The sequence below is a fragment of the Mycobacterium sp. pV006 genome, from assembly GCF_041287115.1.
Lineage (GTDB): Bacteria > Actinomycetota > Actinomycetes > Mycobacteriales > Mycobacteriaceae > Mycobacterium.
In genome coordinates this window covers 206,433-221,253 of record NZ_JBGGKT010000006.1, presented here as the reverse complement: position 1 = coordinate 221,253, position 14,821 = coordinate 206,433, and the positions used below count along the sequence as shown (strand labels likewise).

The 14,821-nt window shown below is 67.5% G+C and carries 14 protein-coding genes; 9 read left to right on the top strand and 5 right to left on the bottom strand.

Annotated features, from left to right (window positions below):
* From ACAG25_RS12070 to fadD3, 5 genes are read right to left on the bottom strand one after another with little or no spacing between them, the layout of a single operon-like run.
* Entirely contained in the window at positions 1-1,113 is a 1,113-nt protein-coding gene (locus ACAG25_RS12070; protein WP_370488753.1) for a pyridoxal phosphate-dependent aminotransferase, read from the bottom strand.
* Positions 1,114-1,164: 51 nt separating this feature from the next.
* Positions 1,165-2,106 carry an acyl-CoA dehydrogenase family protein gene (locus ACAG25_RS12065; RefSeq protein WP_370488677.1) on the bottom strand — a complete coding sequence of 314 codons (942 nt, stop codon included), beginning with the start codon at positions 2,104-2,106 and terminating at the stop codon, positions 1,165-1,167.
* Positions 2,103-3,062 carry an acyl-CoA dehydrogenase family protein gene (locus tag ACAG25_RS12060; RefSeq protein ID WP_370488676.1) on the bottom strand — a complete coding sequence of 320 codons (960 nt, stop codon included), beginning with the start codon at positions 3,060-3,062 and terminating at the stop codon, positions 2,103-2,105. The genes ACAG25_RS12065 and ACAG25_RS12060 overlap by 4 nt, the downstream gene beginning before the upstream one ends.
* Positions 3,063-3,068: 6 nt before the next feature.
* On the bottom strand, positions 3,069-4,193 hold the full coding sequence (locus ACAG25_RS12055) for an acyl-CoA dehydrogenase family protein (protein ID WP_370488675.1): 1,125 nt from the start codon (positions 4,191-4,193) through the stop codon (positions 3,069-3,071).
* 3 nt (positions 4,194-4,196) lie between these two features.
* Positions 4,197-5,726 carry a 3-((3aS,4S,7aS)-7a-methyl-1,5-dioxo-octahydro-1H-inden-4-yl)propanoate--CoA ligase FadD3 gene (fadD3, locus tag ACAG25_RS12050; RefSeq protein WP_370488674.1) on the bottom strand — a complete coding sequence of 510 codons (1,530 nt, stop codon included), beginning with the start codon at positions 5,724-5,726 and terminating at the stop codon, positions 4,197-4,199.
* A 58-nt stretch (positions 5,727-5,784) separates the two neighbouring features.
* Between fadD3 and ipdE1 the strand changes: the two genes are divergently transcribed.
* The 9 genes from ipdE1 to ACAG25_RS12005 all read left to right on the top strand — a co-directional run bounded on the left by ipdE1 (position 5,785) and on the right by ACAG25_RS12005 (position 14,819).
* Complete coding sequence (gene ipdE1, locus ACAG25_RS12045) at positions 5,785-6,933, top strand: acyl-CoA dehydrogenase IpdE1 (protein WP_370488673.1); 1,149 nt, start codon at positions 5,785-5,787, stop codon at positions 6,931-6,933.
* On the top strand, positions 6,930-7,721 hold the full coding sequence (gene ipdF / locus ACAG25_RS12040; protein WP_370488672.1) for a (5R,7aS)-5-hydroxy-7a-methyl-1-oxo-2,3,5,6,7,7a-hexahydro-1H-indene-carboxyl-CoA reductase: 792 nt from the start codon (positions 6,930-6,932) through the stop codon (positions 7,719-7,721). Before ipdE1 ends, ipdF begins: the two co-directional genes overlap by 4 nt.
* On the top strand, positions 7,718-8,329 hold the full coding sequence (gene kstR2 / locus ACAG25_RS12035; protein ID WP_370488671.1) for a TetR family transcriptional regulator KstR2: 612 nt from the start codon (positions 7,718-7,720) through the stop codon (positions 8,327-8,329). The genes ipdF and kstR2 overlap by 4 nt, the downstream gene beginning before the upstream one ends.
* Positions 8,322-9,470: a steroid 3-ketoacyl-CoA thiolase FadA6 gene (fadA6, locus tag ACAG25_RS12030; RefSeq protein ID WP_370488670.1), complete on the top strand. Its 1,149-nt coding sequence runs from the start codon at positions 8,322-8,324 to the stop codon at positions 9,468-9,470. The genes kstR2 and fadA6 overlap by 8 nt, the downstream gene beginning before the upstream one ends.
* Before the next feature lie 278 nt (positions 9,471-9,748).
* Positions 9,749-10,312 (top strand): diaminobutyrate acetyltransferase, encoded by a 564-nt coding sequence (gene ectA / locus ACAG25_RS12025; protein ID WP_370488669.1) that lies wholly within the window; start codon positions 9,749-9,751, stop codon positions 10,310-10,312.
* A gap of 18 nt (positions 10,313-10,330) precedes the next feature.
* Positions 10,331-11,620, top strand: a complete 1,290-nt coding sequence (ectB, locus tag ACAG25_RS12020; RefSeq protein ID WP_370488668.1) for a diaminobutyrate--2-oxoglutarate transaminase — start codon at positions 10,331-10,333, stop codon at positions 11,618-11,620.
* A gap of 33 nt (positions 11,621-11,653) precedes the next feature.
* Positions 11,654-12,049 (top strand): ectoine synthase, encoded by a 396-nt coding sequence (locus ACAG25_RS12015; RefSeq protein WP_370488667.1) that lies wholly within the window; start codon positions 11,654-11,656, stop codon positions 12,047-12,049.
* Complete coding sequence (gene thpD, locus ACAG25_RS12010; protein ID WP_370488666.1) at positions 12,046-12,960, top strand: ectoine hydroxylase; 915 nt, start codon at positions 12,046-12,048, stop codon at positions 12,958-12,960. The genes ACAG25_RS12015 and thpD overlap by 4 nt, the downstream gene beginning before the upstream one ends.
* Positions 12,961-13,067: 107 nt before the next feature.
* Entirely contained in the window at positions 13,068-14,819 is a 1,752-nt protein-coding gene (locus ACAG25_RS12005) for a hypothetical protein (protein ID WP_370488665.1), read from the top strand.
* Positions 14,820-14,821 lie beyond the last annotated feature (2 nt).

The following is a 14,821-nucleotide window of genomic DNA, read 5'->3' as shown; positions in this document are numbered from 1 at the left end:
TCAGGGCAACCATTCTCCGATGCGGCGCAGGGCCTCCTCGAGGTCCGACGGTGGACCGGCAAAGGACAATCGGACGAACGCTCCGCCGCGCACGGGGTCGAAATCGACGCCCGGCGCGATCGCCACGCCGGTGTCGTCGAGCAGCTTCGAACAGAACGCCAGCGAGTCGGTGGTCAGATGCGACACGTCGGCATACACGTAGAACGCGCCGTCGGTGGGAGCCAGCCGATCGATACCGAGGGCGCGTAGTCCGTCGAGCAACATGGTCCGGTTCGACGCGTACCCGTCGAGCAGCGACTCCGCCTCGGCGATGGATTCGGGGGTGAACGCCGAAACGGCAGCCAACTGCGGCAACACGGGCGGACAGATCGTGAAATTGCCGGTCAGTCGATCCACCGCGCGTTTGAGTTCGTCGGGCACCAGCAGCCAGCCCAGCCGCCATCCCGTCATCGCGAAGTACTTCGAGAAGCTGTTGGCCACCACGGCATCCCGTGAGGTCTCCCACGCGCAACTGGTGGCGGGCGCACCCGGATAGACCAGGCCGTGGTAGACCTCGTCGCTGATCAACCGCACGCCGGTCGACGCGCACCACGACGCGATCGCCGCGAGTTCCTCCGGCGGGATCACGGTTCCTGTGGGGTTGGCCGGGCTGGCCACGATGACGCCCGCCACCGGTGGATCGATGTCGCGCAGCATCTGCAGCGTCGGCTGGAATCGGGTCTCGGGGCCGCAGGGCAGCTCGACCACTTCGCAACCGAGTGCGGTCAGAATGTTGCGGTAACACGGGTAGCCGGGACTGGCGATCGCGACGCGGTCACCGGCGTCGAAGCACGCCAGGAACGCCAGCAGGAAGCCGCCCGAGGAACCGGTGGTAACGACGACGTCGTCGCGGTCGACCGACAGTCCGTGGCGTGCGGCGTAGGAACCGGCGATGGCCTCCCGCAGCTCGGGGATACCGAGCGCGACGGTGTAGCCGAGCTGGTTGCGTTGCAGCGCGGCGGCGGCGGCGTCCCGCACCGCCGACGGCGCACCCGCGCTCGGCTGCCCAGCCGACAGGTTGACCAGGTCGCCGTGGCTGCGCTGCCGTTCGGCGGCGGCCAACCACACGTCCATGACGTAAAACGGCGGGATGCCGGAGCGCAGCGAAGGGGTCACCCCGCCAGGCTAGAACACCTCGGGTTCGAGGCGGCGAAGCTGCTCACGCGGTGGTCCGAGCAACTGGGCACTGCCGTGTGCCCGCTTGAAGTACAACTGGATGTCGCTCTCCCAGGTGATCGCGATACCGCCGTGCATCTGCACCGCCTCTGCGGCGACCTTGCTGAAGGCCTCGCTGGCTGCCAGCCGGGCCAACGCAGCCGATGTCGACGACGGTTCGGCGACCGCCTCGTCGACGACGGCCTTGGCGGACTGCACCGCGACGTAGAGATCGGCCATCCGATGCTTGAGAGCCTGGAAACTGCCGATCGGCCGACCGAACTGCACGCGATCCTTGGTGTACTGCACCGTCAGGTCGAGGCAGCGGGTGGCGGCGCCGATCTGCTCGGCAGCCAACAGGATTGCCGCGGTGTCGGCCAGACCGGGGTCGGCGCCCAAGGGCACCGTCTCGGTGGACTCGAGCGCGGCCAACGGCCGGGTGACGTCCATCGCCACCGCAGGGGTGACGGTGAACGAGGACCAGCGCGTCAAGTTCTCACCGTCGGCGGCGATCACGACGTCGGCCACGTTCCCGTTGAGCACGTAGCCGGGATCGAAGACGACCGTGCCGATGGCGGTCCCCTCGGCCAGCGACTCGAGTGTGTCGGTGTCCGGTTCGTCGACCGACAGCAGTGCCAGCTCGGCGAGCGTGGTGCCCAGCAACGGGGTGGGCACCAGGGCTTTGCCGAGCTCCTCGAGGACCACCGCCGCGTCGGCCAGCTCGCCGCCGGCTCCGCCGAGCTCCTCGGGAACCACCAGCGCTGCCGCGCCGACCTGTTCGCACAGCATCGTCCACAGGGACTCGTCGTATCCGCGCTCCGACGCGGCCGCGGCGCGGACCGCCTCCGGCGAGGCGTGCTTCTCGACCAGTGCGGCGACGGTGTCGCGCAACAGGTCTCGTTCTTCGCTCATTTGGTCAGTGCCTCCAACACTCGCCGGCGATGCCATGTCGGATCGCCCCACGCAGGACGTAAGGCCTGCACACGCAGCAGCAGCAGCGACAGGTCGTGCTCCTGGGTGAAGCCGATCGCGCCGTGGGTCTGCAGCGACGAGCGTGCGGCCAGCAGCGCGGCATCGGCCGCGGCCACCTTCGCGGCGCTGACATCGCGCGCCGTGTCGGCCGACCCGTCGGCCAGCGACAACGCCGCGCCGTAGACCAGCGGCCGAGCCAACTCGACGGCGATCAACACATCGGCCAGCTTGTGCTTGATGGCCTGGTAGGTGCCGATCACGGTGCCGAACTGGCTGCGCTGCTTGGCGTACTCCACCGATGCGTCGAGCATCGCCTGGGCCGCACCCACCAGCAGCGCCGATGTCGCCAGCGCACCGAATTCGAAGGCGCGCTGCACGTCGGCGTCCCACGCATCACCGGAGGCGGTGACCTCGAACAGCCTTCGACTCGGATCGACCGATTCGTGCTCGGTACCGGTGGTCGCCTCGCTGACCGAGTCGTCGGCGGCCAGCAGGACCAGGCCCGCGGCGTCGGCGTTGACCGCCCGCGGCACCAGCGGCGGCGCGGCCACCGTCGCGATCAGCTCCCCAGCGGCCAGCGCGGCGCTGCGCTCGTCCTCGGTCAGCAAGACCGGTGCCACGGCGATCGATTCGGCGACGGGACCCGGCACGTTCCACTTGCCGAGCCGCTCCAACGCCACGACCAGGTCCACCGGGTGGGCGTCGATGCCGTCGAACTTCTCCGGCACCATCAGCGCCGGCACACCCAACTCGGTCAGCTGCGCCCACACCTTGCGACCCGGCGACGTGTCACCGTCGCCCCAGGCGCGCACCGCGGCGGGCACGTCCGCCGCACCCAGCGCAGCATCGATGCTGGCCGCGAAATCGCGCTGCTGTTCGTCGATCTCAAAGTTCACGTTCGTCTACTTTCGGGGCAGGCCCAGGAGCCGTTCGGCGATGATGTTGCGCTGGATCTCGTTGGTGCCGGCGTAGATCGGCCCGCCGAGTGCGAACAGCAGACCGTCGGTCACCGCATCGACCAGCTCACCGTCGGCGGCGCGCAGATCCAGGGCCGTCTGGTGCAGGGCGACGTCGAGCTCGGACCAGAACACCTTGGTGATCGACGACTCGGCGCCCAGCTCGCCGCCGCCTGCGACGCGGGTGACCGTGCCGAACGTGTGCAGCCGGTAGGCCTGTGCCTTGATCCAGGCGTCGGCGACCCGGTCGGTGAATGCGGGGTCGGGGTTGTCCTTCCACTGTGCGACAAGACGTTCCGCCGGGGCCAGGAACCGCGCCGGACTGCGTAGCGACATGCCGCGTTCGTTGCTCGACGTGCTCATCGCTGCACGCCAGCCGTCGTGCACACCCCCGATCACGTCCTGGTCGGGGACGAACACGTCGTCGAGGAAGATCTCCCCGAACCCGGTGTCCCCACCCAGCTGGGCGATCGGGCGTACCGTCACACCGTCGGCCTTGAGGTCGAACATGAAATAGGTCAGACCCTTGTGACGCTGGGCCTCTGGGTCGGAGCGGAACAATCCGAACGCACGCTCGCCGAACACCGCGCGCGAACTCCAGATCTTCTGCCCGTTGAGCAGCCAACCGCCGTTGGTCTTGGTCGCCGTCGACCGCAGCGAGGCCAGGTCGCTGCCGGACTCGGGCTCCGACCATGCTTGGGCCCAGATCTCTTCGCCGCTGGCCATCTTGGGCAGGATGCGGTCGAGCTGCTCCTCGGTGCCGTGGGCGAACAGCGTCGGCGCCAGCATCGAGGTGCCGTTGGCGCTGGCCCGTCCCGGAGCGCCGGCGCGGAAGTACTCCTCCTCGTAGACGATCCACTGCAGCAGCGAGGCGTCACGGCCGCCGTACTTCTCGGGCCACGTGATCACCGACAGGCCGGCATCGAAAAGCACCTTGTCCCAGCGGCGGTGCTGCTCGAAGCCCTCTTGCGTGTCATACGACTTGGTCGGGAACGCGTCGCGGTTCGCGGCGAGGAACTCACGCACCTCAGCCTGGAACTCGCGCGTGGCGTCGTCGAAGGTCAGGTCCAACAGTCAGGCCCTTTCACTGTGTTGGCGCAGCACCGGCTTGACGACCTTGCCGCCCGGATTGCGCGGTAGCGCGTCGAGGAACTCGACCGACCGCGGGGTCTTGAAGTTCGCGAGATGCTCTCGCGTGTAGTCGATCACGGCCTGTTCGCCCAGTTCGGCACCGGGCAGGGTGACCACGAACGCCTTACCCACCTCGCCCAGTCGTTCGTCGGGGACCCCGATCACCGCGGCTTCGGCCACCCCGTCCAGGCGGGCGAGCACCTGCTCGATCTCGGCAGGGTAGACGTTGAAGCCGCCGCAGATGTACATGTCCTTGAGCCGGTCGGTGATCTTCAGGTTGCCGGCGTCGTCGAGTTCGCCGACGTCGCCGGTGTGCAGCCAGCCGTCCGCGTCGATCGCAGCCGCGGTGGCGTCCGGATCGTCGAGATAGCCGAGCATCACGTTGGGCCCGCGCAGCAGGACTTCACCATGCTCGCCGATGCGGAGTTCGAAGTCCGCGATCGGCCGGCCCGAGGTGGTGGCCACGGTGACCGCGTCATCGTCGGCGCGGCACATCGTGCCGAAACCCGCGGCCTCGGTGAGTCCGTAAGCCGTCAGGACGATGTCAATGTCGAGTTCGCTCTGCATCCGCTCGATCAGTACGACCGGGATGGTTGCGGCGCCTGTGACCGCGAACCGCAGTGAGCTCAGGTCGTAGTCACCGCGTTTCGGATGATCCAGGAGTGTCTGGTAGATCGTCGGGGGACCGGGCAGCACCGTGATGCGGTGTTCCTCGACAGCCCGCATGGTCCGCTCCGGATCGAACGTCAGCTCCGGGAACAGCGTTGCGCCGGTCTGCAGACACGCGAGGATCCCGGCCTTGTAACCGAAATTGTGGAAGAACGGGTTGATGCACAGGTAGCGGTCGGTACTGGAGACCTGTCCGCACTCGGCCCAGGCCGCCGACGCGTCGAGCGACTGGCGGTGCGCACAGCGCACCCCCTTGCTGCGGCCGGTGGTGCCGGAGGTGAACAGGATGTCGGAGACGTCGTCCTCGGTGACGGCGGCGACGCGCTCGTCGAGGGCAGCGAGATTTGTTCCGCGCGCGATGAACTCGTCCCAGGTGCCGTCGTCCTTCTCGATCGGGATGCGGACCACGTGGCGCAGCGCGGGCAACTCGGATCGGGGCAGCTCGGCGGCCTTGTCGGCACCGAGGAACTCGCCCGATGCGAACAACAGTGGCGCTTCGGTGCGGGCGAGGATGTCGGCCGCCTCGCTGGGGGTGTAGCGCGTGTTCAACGGCACGAGGACTGCGCCGGCCTGGTGGATGGCCAGGCAGGCGACCACCCAGTGCCACGTGTTCGGTGACCAGATGGCCACCCGGTCACCGCGCTCGACGCCGAGGTCGATCATCGCCGCGGCGGCCCGGCGGACCTCGTCGCGCAACTCGTTGTAGGTGAGAGTCTTCGACGGGGTCACGACCGCAGGGTGGTCGGGGAGTTCGCGCGCGACGCGGTCGAGAACCGCGGGGGTGGTCCGCGCGCGAATCGTCATCGATGGCTCCTCAGGGATCGGCTACCCAAGCAAGTGCTTGGTAGGCTACCCTACAGGGGTGATAGAGGTCCAGGAGTTCAGGGCTGAGGTCCGCGACTGGCTCGCCGAGAATCTGGTCGGCGAATACGCGGCGTTGAAGGGGCTGGGCGGTCCGGGCCGCGAGCACGAGGCCTTCGAGGAACGCCTCGCGTGGAACCGTCATCTTTCCGCCGCCGGACTGACCTGTCTCGGGTGGCCGGTCGAGCACGGTGGCCGCGGTCTGTCGGTCGCCCACCGCGTCGCGTTCTACGAGGAATACGCGAAGGCCAACGCCCCCGACAAGGTCAACCACCTCGGCGAGGAACTGCTCGGTCCCACGCTGATCGCTTACGGCACACCGGAACAGCAGCAGCGCTTCCTGCCCAAGATCCTCGACGTCACCGAGTTGTGGTCACAGGGCTACTCCGAACCTGGAGCCGGCAGCGACCTCGCCAATGTGTCGACCACCGCGACCCTGGACGGCGACCACTGGGTGATCAACGGGCAGAAAGTCTGGACGTCGCTGGCGCACTGGGCGCAGTGGTGCTTCGTCGTCGCCCGCACCGAGAAGGGCTCCAAGCGCCACGCCGGCCTGTCCTATCTGTTGGTCCCGCTGGACCAGCCCGGTGTCGAGATCCGGCCGATCATCCAGCTCACCGGCGACTCCGAGTTCAACGAGGTGTTCTTCGACGACGCACGCACCGATGTTGACCTCGTGGTCGGTGAACCCGGTGACGGGTGGCGGGTGGCCATGGGCACGCTCACGTTCGAGCGCGGGGTTTCGACGCTGGGCCAGCAGATCCGTTATGCGCGTGAACATTCCAACCTCGTCGAGCTCGCCAAGCGCACCGGCGCGGCCGACGACCCGTTGATCCGCGAGCGACTGACCCGGTCCTGGGCGGGCCTGAAGGCCATGCGGTCGTTCGCGCTGGCCACCATGGATGTCGAGCGTCCCGGCCAGGACAACATCTCGAAGCTGCTGTGGGCCAACTGGCACCGGGAACTCGGCGAGATCGCGATGGACGTGCAGGGCATGGCCGGCCTGACCCTGCCCGACGGTGAGTTCAGCGAGTGGCAGCGCCTGTACCTGTTCTCGCGCTCTGACACCATCTACGGCGGATCCAACGAGATCCAGCGCAACATCATCGCCGAGCGCGTGCTCGGCCTGCCCCGGGAGGCCAAAGGGTGAGTGATCTTTCCGTCGCACCGCAGGAGATCGAGGGTCACGGCCTCCTCAAAGACAAAGTCGTGCTCGTCACGGCCGCGGCCGGCACCGGCATCGGGTCGACCACCGCGCGCCGCGCGCTGCTCGAAGGCGCCGACGTCGTCGTCTCCGACTACCACGAACGCCGGCTCGGGGAGACCCGGGACGAACTGGCCGCCCTCGGGCTCGGCAAGGTCGACGCGGTGGTCTGCGACGTCACCTCCACCGAGGCGGTCGACGCGCTGATCACCGAAACGGTGTCCGCCGCAGGACGCTTGGACGTGCTGGTGAACAACGCCGGATTGGGCGGGCAGACACCCGTTGTCGACATGACCGACGAGGAATGGGACCGCGTGCTCAACGTGACCCTGACGTCGGTGATGCGCGCGACCCGCGCCGCGCTGCGGTATTTCCGCGACGCACCGCACGGCGGCGTCATCGTCAACAACGCGAGCGTGCTCGGTTGGCGCGCCCAGCATTCGCAGTCGCACTACGCGGCGGCCAAGGCCGGGGTGATGGCGCTGACCCGCTGCAGCGCGATCGAGGCCGTCGAGTACGGGGTGCGGATCAACGCCGTCTCGCCGAGCATCGCGCGACACAAGTTCCTCGAGAAGACCAGCAGCGCCGACCTTCTCGACAGGTTGGCCGAAGGTGAGGCGTTCGGACGCGCCGCCGAACCCTGGGAGGTCGCCGCCACCATCGCGTTCCTGGCCAGCGACTACTCCAGCTACCTGACCGGCGAGGTGATCTCGGTGTCGAGTCAGCACCCATGAGTGCCGCCAACACCCGGCGCGACGAGTTGTTGGCCCTGGCCGCGGCGATGTTCGCCGAGCGCGGGCTACGCGCGACCACGGTGCGCGACATCGCCGACTCGGCCGGGATCCTCTCGGGCAGCCTCTACCACCACTTCTCCTCGAAGGAGGAGATGGTCGACGAGGTGCTGCGCGGGTTCCTGGACTGGCTCTTCGCGCGCTACCAGGAGATCATCGACACGCAGTCCAATCCGCTGGAGCGTCTCAAAGGGCTGTTCATGGCGTCGTTCGAGGCGATCGAGACCCGCCACGCCGAAGTCGTGATCTACCAGGACGAGGCCAAGCGGCTGTCGTCGCACGAGCGGTTCTCCTACGTCGACGAACGCAACAGGCAGCAGCGCAAGATGTGGGTCGACGTACTCACCCAAGGCATCGAGGAGGGCTACTTCCGCCCCGACGTCGACGTCGACCTGGTGTACCGGTTCATCCGGGACACCACGTGGGTTTCCGTCCGCTGGTATCAGCCCGGCGGGCCGCTGACCGCACAACAGGTGGGCCAGCAGTATCTTTCGATCGTCCTCGGCGGGATAACCGCCGGGCCAACAAGCAAGGAGAGCACCAATGGCTGAGGCGTATGTCATCGACGCCGTACGGACCGCGGTCGGCAAGCGCAACGGGTCGCTGGCCGGTGTCCATCCCGTCGACCTCGGCGCGGCGGGCTGGCGCGGTCTGTTCGCCCGCAACGACGTCGACCCGGGTGCGGTCGACGACGTCATCGCCGGCTGTGTCGACGCGATCGGACCGCAGGCCGGCAACATTGCCCGACTGTCGTGGCTGGCGGCGGGATACCCCGAAGAGGTGCCCGGTGTCACCGTCGACCGCCAGTGCGGCTCGAGCCAGCAGGCCATCTCCTTCGGCGCGCAGGCCATCCTCTCCGGTACCGCCGACCTGATCGTCGCCGGTGGCATGCAGAACATGAGCCAGATCCCGATCAGCTCCGCGATGACCGTCGCCGAACAATTCGGATTCACCTCTCCGACAAACGAATCGAAGAGCTGGCTGCACCGGTACGGCGATCAGGAGATCTCCCAGTTCCGCGGCGCCGAACTGATCGCCGAGAAGTGGGACATCAGCCGCGAGGACATGGAGCAGTTCGCCCTGGCCAGTCACCAGCGGGCGCAGGCGGCGATCCGCGCGGGCCACTTCGAGAACGAGATCATCGACGTCGACGGTTTCGCCGTCGACGAAGGACCCCGCGACACCTCGCTGGAGAAGATGGCCGGCCTGAAGACCCTCGTCGAGGGCGGCCGGTTGACCGCGGCGATGGCCAGCCAGATCTCCGACGGCGCCAGCGCCGTGCTGCTGGCCTCCGAGCAGGCGGTCAAAGACCATGGCCTCAAGCCGCGCGCCCGCATCCACCACATCAGCGCCCGCGGCGCCGATCCGGTCTTCATGCTGACCGGCCCGATCCCCGCGACGCGCTATGCGCTGGACAAGACCGGCCTGACGATCGACGACATCGACACCGTCGAGATCAACGAGGCGTTCGCCCCGGTGGTGCAGGCCTGGCTCAAGGAGACCAAGGCCGACCCCGAGAAGGTCAACCCCAACGGCGGCGCCATCGCGCTCGGGCACCCGCTGGGCGCCACCGGCGCCAAGCTGTTCGCGACGATGCTCAACACCCTGGAGCGCACCGGCGGCCGCTACGGGCTGCAGACCATGTGCGAGGGCGGCGGCACCGCCAACGTCACCATCATCGAAAGGCTCTGACCTGCCTTGTTGTGACTCAGGTCACCGATCAGCCCCTTTTGGTAACAAACTGGTAACAACCTGTGATGTTGCTGAGAGGGGCTTTTTGGTGCTGGTTGCGCAGATAGACGCGTTGTACGCGGTGCGCTGACCGGCCTGATCGGCGTGGTCGGAGGTTGCATCGCCGAGGTTTGCCCGAATACGGTCATAACACCGATGACGTAACTGATGACGCACGCAACTTTTTGTTCGGTGGTGATCTCGACTTGGGTGACGACGAACCGCGCGGTGCTGACCTCATGCCGCGCCCGTGGACGGTGGCGACCAAAAGCGCTGTCCGCCGGGAAAACTCGTGGGGTCGATTTCTTCGGCGTCCGCACGCGGGCGATGCCATCGCAATGCGAGATCTCGTCATCGAGACCGAAGTGCTCGACGTCAACTCGACGTACACGTATCTCTTGATGGCAACAGACTTTGCCGACACCACCATCGTGGCGGATCGGGACGGCGAGTTGTGCGGGTTGATCACCGGTTACCACCCCCCGCACCGACCGGAGGTCCTTTTCGTCTGGCAGGTCGCAGTCGCCCGTCGCGCGCAGGGCACCGGACTGGCCAGCGTCATGCTCGACGGTCTCGTCGACCGGGTACGTCACGAACGGCACGGCCACCCCGTCACGGTGGAGGCCACGGTCGCACCGGACACCGCGGCGTCGCGCGCATTCTTCGGCTCCTTCGCCCGGCGGCGGGGAGTGCCCCTGGTCGAGCAGCCACACTTCACCGCCGCCCAGTTGGACGCCGATGGTCAACACCCGGACGAGCCGCTCCTGCGGATCGGCCCGGTCAGCTCACCCCTGGCCGACTGACACCATTTGAAAGGACACATGTCAACACCTGCAACGATCACCCGGTCCGAAAAACCCGATCTCCCGGCGGTGTACGACTCCGTCGAGTCCGAGGTGCGCAGTTACTGTCGCGGTTGGCCCGCCACGATGGCCAGTGCCCAGGGATCCTGGGTCACCGACAGCTCCGGCAACCGGTACCTCGACTTCTTCGCCGGTGCAGGCGCTTTGAACTACGGCCACAACAACCCGATCCTCAAGCAACCGCTCATCGACTACCTGGCCGGCGACGGGATCGTGCACTCGTTGGACATGGCGACCGAGGCCAAGACGCGGTTCCTCGAGACGTTCGACCGGTTGATCCTCAAGCCCCGCGACCTCGATTACAAGGTGCAGTTTCCCGGTCCCACCGGAGCCAACTCGGTGGAGGCTGCGCTCAAGCTCGCCCGTAAGGTGACCGGTCGCGAGTCGGTCATCAGCTTCACCAACGCATTTCACGGCATGACGCTGGGCGCTCTCTCGGTGACCGGCAACTCGATGAAACGTGCCGGTGCCGGCATCCCCCTGGTGCACTCCACCCCCATGCCCTACGACAACTACTTCGGCGGTGTCACCGAGGACTTCCACTGGTTCGAGCGGGTGCTCGACGACTCCGGTAGCGGTTTGAACCGGCCCGCCGCGGTCATCGTCGAGACCGTGCAGGGCGAAGGCGGTCTCAACGTCGCGCGCATGGAGTGGCTCCAGGGTCTGGCCGACCTGTGTCACCGCCGCGAGATCCTGCTGATCGTCGACGACGTCCAGATGGGCTGCGGCCGCACCGGTCCGTTCTTCAGCTTCGAGGAAGCCGGCATCGTCCCCGACATCGTCACCCTGTCCAAGTCGATCAGCGGATACGGGCTTCCGATGGCGCTCACCCTGTTCCGCCGGGATCTGGACGTGTGGGCACCGGGTGAGCACAACGGTACGTTCCGGGGTCACAACCCAGCGTTCGTGACGGCGACCAAGGCACTGGAAACATACTGGGAGACAGAGACATTCGCTGAGGACACCCTGGCCAAGGGTCGTCAGATCCGGGAGCGGCTGGACAGCATCGCCGCGAAGTACCCCGGCGTCAGCTCCCGGGGTCGGGGGATGGCCCAGGGACTGAAGTTCGAGGACGAGTCACTGGCCTCGAAGATCTGCGGCGTCGCGTTCGAGCGTGGCGTGTTGATGGAGACCAGCGGCCCCTCCGACGAGGTGATCAAGCTGCTGCCGCCGCTGACCACTTCCGAGGAGGACCTCGACGCGGGCATCGACATCCTGGCTGACTCCATCGCGGATACCCTCGGCTGAGCGAGAGGCGCGACGAGAAAGGAGGGTGCTGACGTGATAGTCCGCACCACCGACGAGATCACCGGTACCGAACGTGATGTCGCGGACAAGCATTGGCGCTCCAAGCGCATCATCCTGGCCGACGACGGTGTCGGGTTCTCGTTCCACGAGACGACCATCAACGCGAACTCGGTGAGCGAGTTCCACTACCAGCATCATGTCGAGGCGGTCTGGGTGGTCGAGGGGACGGGCACGCTGACCGATCTCGAGACCGGGCAGGAGTACCCGTTGAAGCCGGGCACGATGTATCTGCTCAATGGCCACGAACGGCATCGGGTGGCGTGCGACACCACGATGCGGATGCTGTGCGTCTTCAACCCGCCCGTCACCGGCCAGGAAGTCCACGACGAGAGCGGCGCCTACCCTCCACCGGCGGTGGCAACCAATTGAGTTACCAACCACTTTCACCCGGAGAAGACCGCTATCCGACCCGGCTCGAGGAGCGGCTGGCACCCATCGCCCGCGTGGAACCCACGGTGTGGGGTGAGGCGGCCGACGGACCACTGACGGCCGACGATCTGCAGACCATGGCGGAGAAGGGCTACCTGGTACGTCCTGACGCCGTCGAGACCGATCGGCTGCCGGAACTGCGCGCAGAACTCGACGAGATCGCCGCGCGCACCGATGCCGGCGATCCCAGGATCATCCGCGAGCCGGGCGGCAGCGTCCGGTCGGTGTTCGAACCGCACCTGCTCAGCGACGCGATCGCCGACATCGTCGCGCTCGACGCGGTGCTGCCGGTGGCGCGCCAGCTGCTGGGCAGCGACGTGTACCTGCACCAGGCCCGGATCAACCTGATGCCGGGGTTCACCGGGACCGGCTTCTACTGGCACTCCGACTTCGAGACGTGGCACGCCGAAGACGGGATGCCGGAGATGCGGGCGGTGTCCTGCTCGATCGCGTTGACACGCAACTACCCGTACAACGGCTCGCTGATGGTGATGCCCGGCTCGCACCGCGTCTTCTATCCGTGTGTTGGTGCCACGCCGCGGGACAATCACACGTCCTCACTGGTCAAACAGGAGATCGGCGTACCCGATCACGCGACCCTCACCGAGGCGGCCGACCGGTTCGGCATCGACCAGGTGACGGGTCCGGCGGGAACCGCGTTGTGGTTCGACTGCAACATCATGCACGGGTCCGGCTCCAACATCACGCCCTACCCGCGGTCGAACATCTTCCTGGTGTTCAATTCGGTGCAGAACCAACTGGTTTCGCCGTATCGGGCCGAGAAGCCGCGTCCGGAGTACCTGGCCGCCAGGCAGTTCACCCCGCTGCGCACCCCGTCGTTGAGCGCCTAGCAAACTCGGCAGGTGCGTGACACGCCTGCTGTCGTCTGGTTATTGTCATCTGACATTTGACGTTGTCAGATCGTGACAGCGGCCGGAGCGACAGGGGAACGTCTGCCATGGAAGGTGCCCTGCGGGCCGAAGACGCACCGACGGCCCGACGCATCGGTCGGGTACTCGCCGCCGCGGCACTGTCGGCCGCGCTGCTGGTCGCTCCGTCCGGAAACGACGCCGCGGCGGACACTGCAGGCACGGACACCACGTCGAGCCAGACGGAGACCGCCGGCCCGACGGCCGAGACGCACACCGAGCGCGGTGACGTGCGCGCGGAGCGCGGCGACTCCGACTTGGGCCCCTCCCAGCGCCGAAATGCACTGCGCGCGAACCAGCGCGACGAGACCGAGTCGTCGGCCGAGATCGATGCCACGCTCGAACCGGAGACCACGCTCGAGACCGAACCGACCGATGCGCGCTCGACCCGGGAGACGGCCGACGACGATACCGGGACCCGCGAGCCCGCCCCGGATCTGGTCGACACGCAACCGGAACCGCAGGCGCCGCCCGCGGCGCGGCGCACCGCCACCGCCCCGCAGCCGACCACCGTCGAGCGTCCGGAGCGCTCGGTGCGTCGCGCATCGACCCGTCTGCTGACACCCGCGCGCACCGACGGACCGACCGCGCGACCGACGGTCGCACAGCTGTCGGTCGAGACACTGGCACCCGTTGCGCCCCAGCCATTGTCGCCGCTGGCCGAACTCCTGACGTTCCCGGCGCGGCTCGTCAACGCCGTCCTGCAGGTGCTGGACCTGACCGCAACGGCGAACCGGCCCGACGACCGGCCCCACGGCCTGCAGCCGATCAACGACCTGATCTTCGGTGCCTTCCGGGAGATCGAACGGCTGCTGGGGCTACACCGTCCACCGCCGCCGCAGCCCGAGATCCCGACGCTGACCTACACGGGACCGGTCACCCGGCCGACCCCGACCGTGGCGCAGTTCCTCAACGCGTCCGCGGCCGGTTACGTGCTCGGCTCGACGCCCGGCGGGCTCGTACCGTTCACCGTCAACGGTTTTCAGCTGGCATCGACCAACATCTTCTCCGGCATGGTGGCCAAGACCTGGGTGACACCGGAGGGACAGCTGATCATCGCCTACCAGGGCACCACCGGTGGGTCCCACCTGCTGTTCAACCCGCTCATCACGATCAGCCAGATCCTCGCAGATCTGCAGGTGGTCTTCACCCGCACCACACCGCTGGCCTTCTACCACGCACTGTCCTTCGCCGAACGCGTGCAGACCGCGGCGGCGAAGCAGGGCTACACCTCCGACGACATCTTCGTCACCGGGCACTCCCTGGGTGGTTGGGAAGCGCAGTTCGTCGCCCAGCAGACCGGCTTGGCCGGCATCGGGTTCGAGGCTCCCGGCATGAACACCCGCACCCCGGGCAACGGGGCCGACTCGATGTTCGTCAACATCGGCACCTACGGCAGCTCGGCGCCCTACCTGGCGTCCGACCTGCCGGGCCTGCAACCGTTCATGCCGCGCTTCGCTCCCGGCGGCGGCACCAAGCCGCACTTCGGCCCCATCGTGATGATCGGCGACCCCGCCGCCATGACACCGCTCTACAACGCCTCGGCGCTGTGGGGCCGCAGCCTGATCGGCAGCATGATCTTCCTGGTCGACTTCCTCGGGAACTTCTTCCAGTACCACCTGCCGGGCGTGCAGGCCTACCACCTCGACGTCAAACCCGACCCCGGCATGGTGACTTTCCTCGGCACCGCCCGCGGGCCCGTCCACACCGGCTACGGGACGCTGACCATCCCGGAGCTGATGAAGCGGGCCTCGGACGACGGGATCCTGTTCCGGCCCTGATG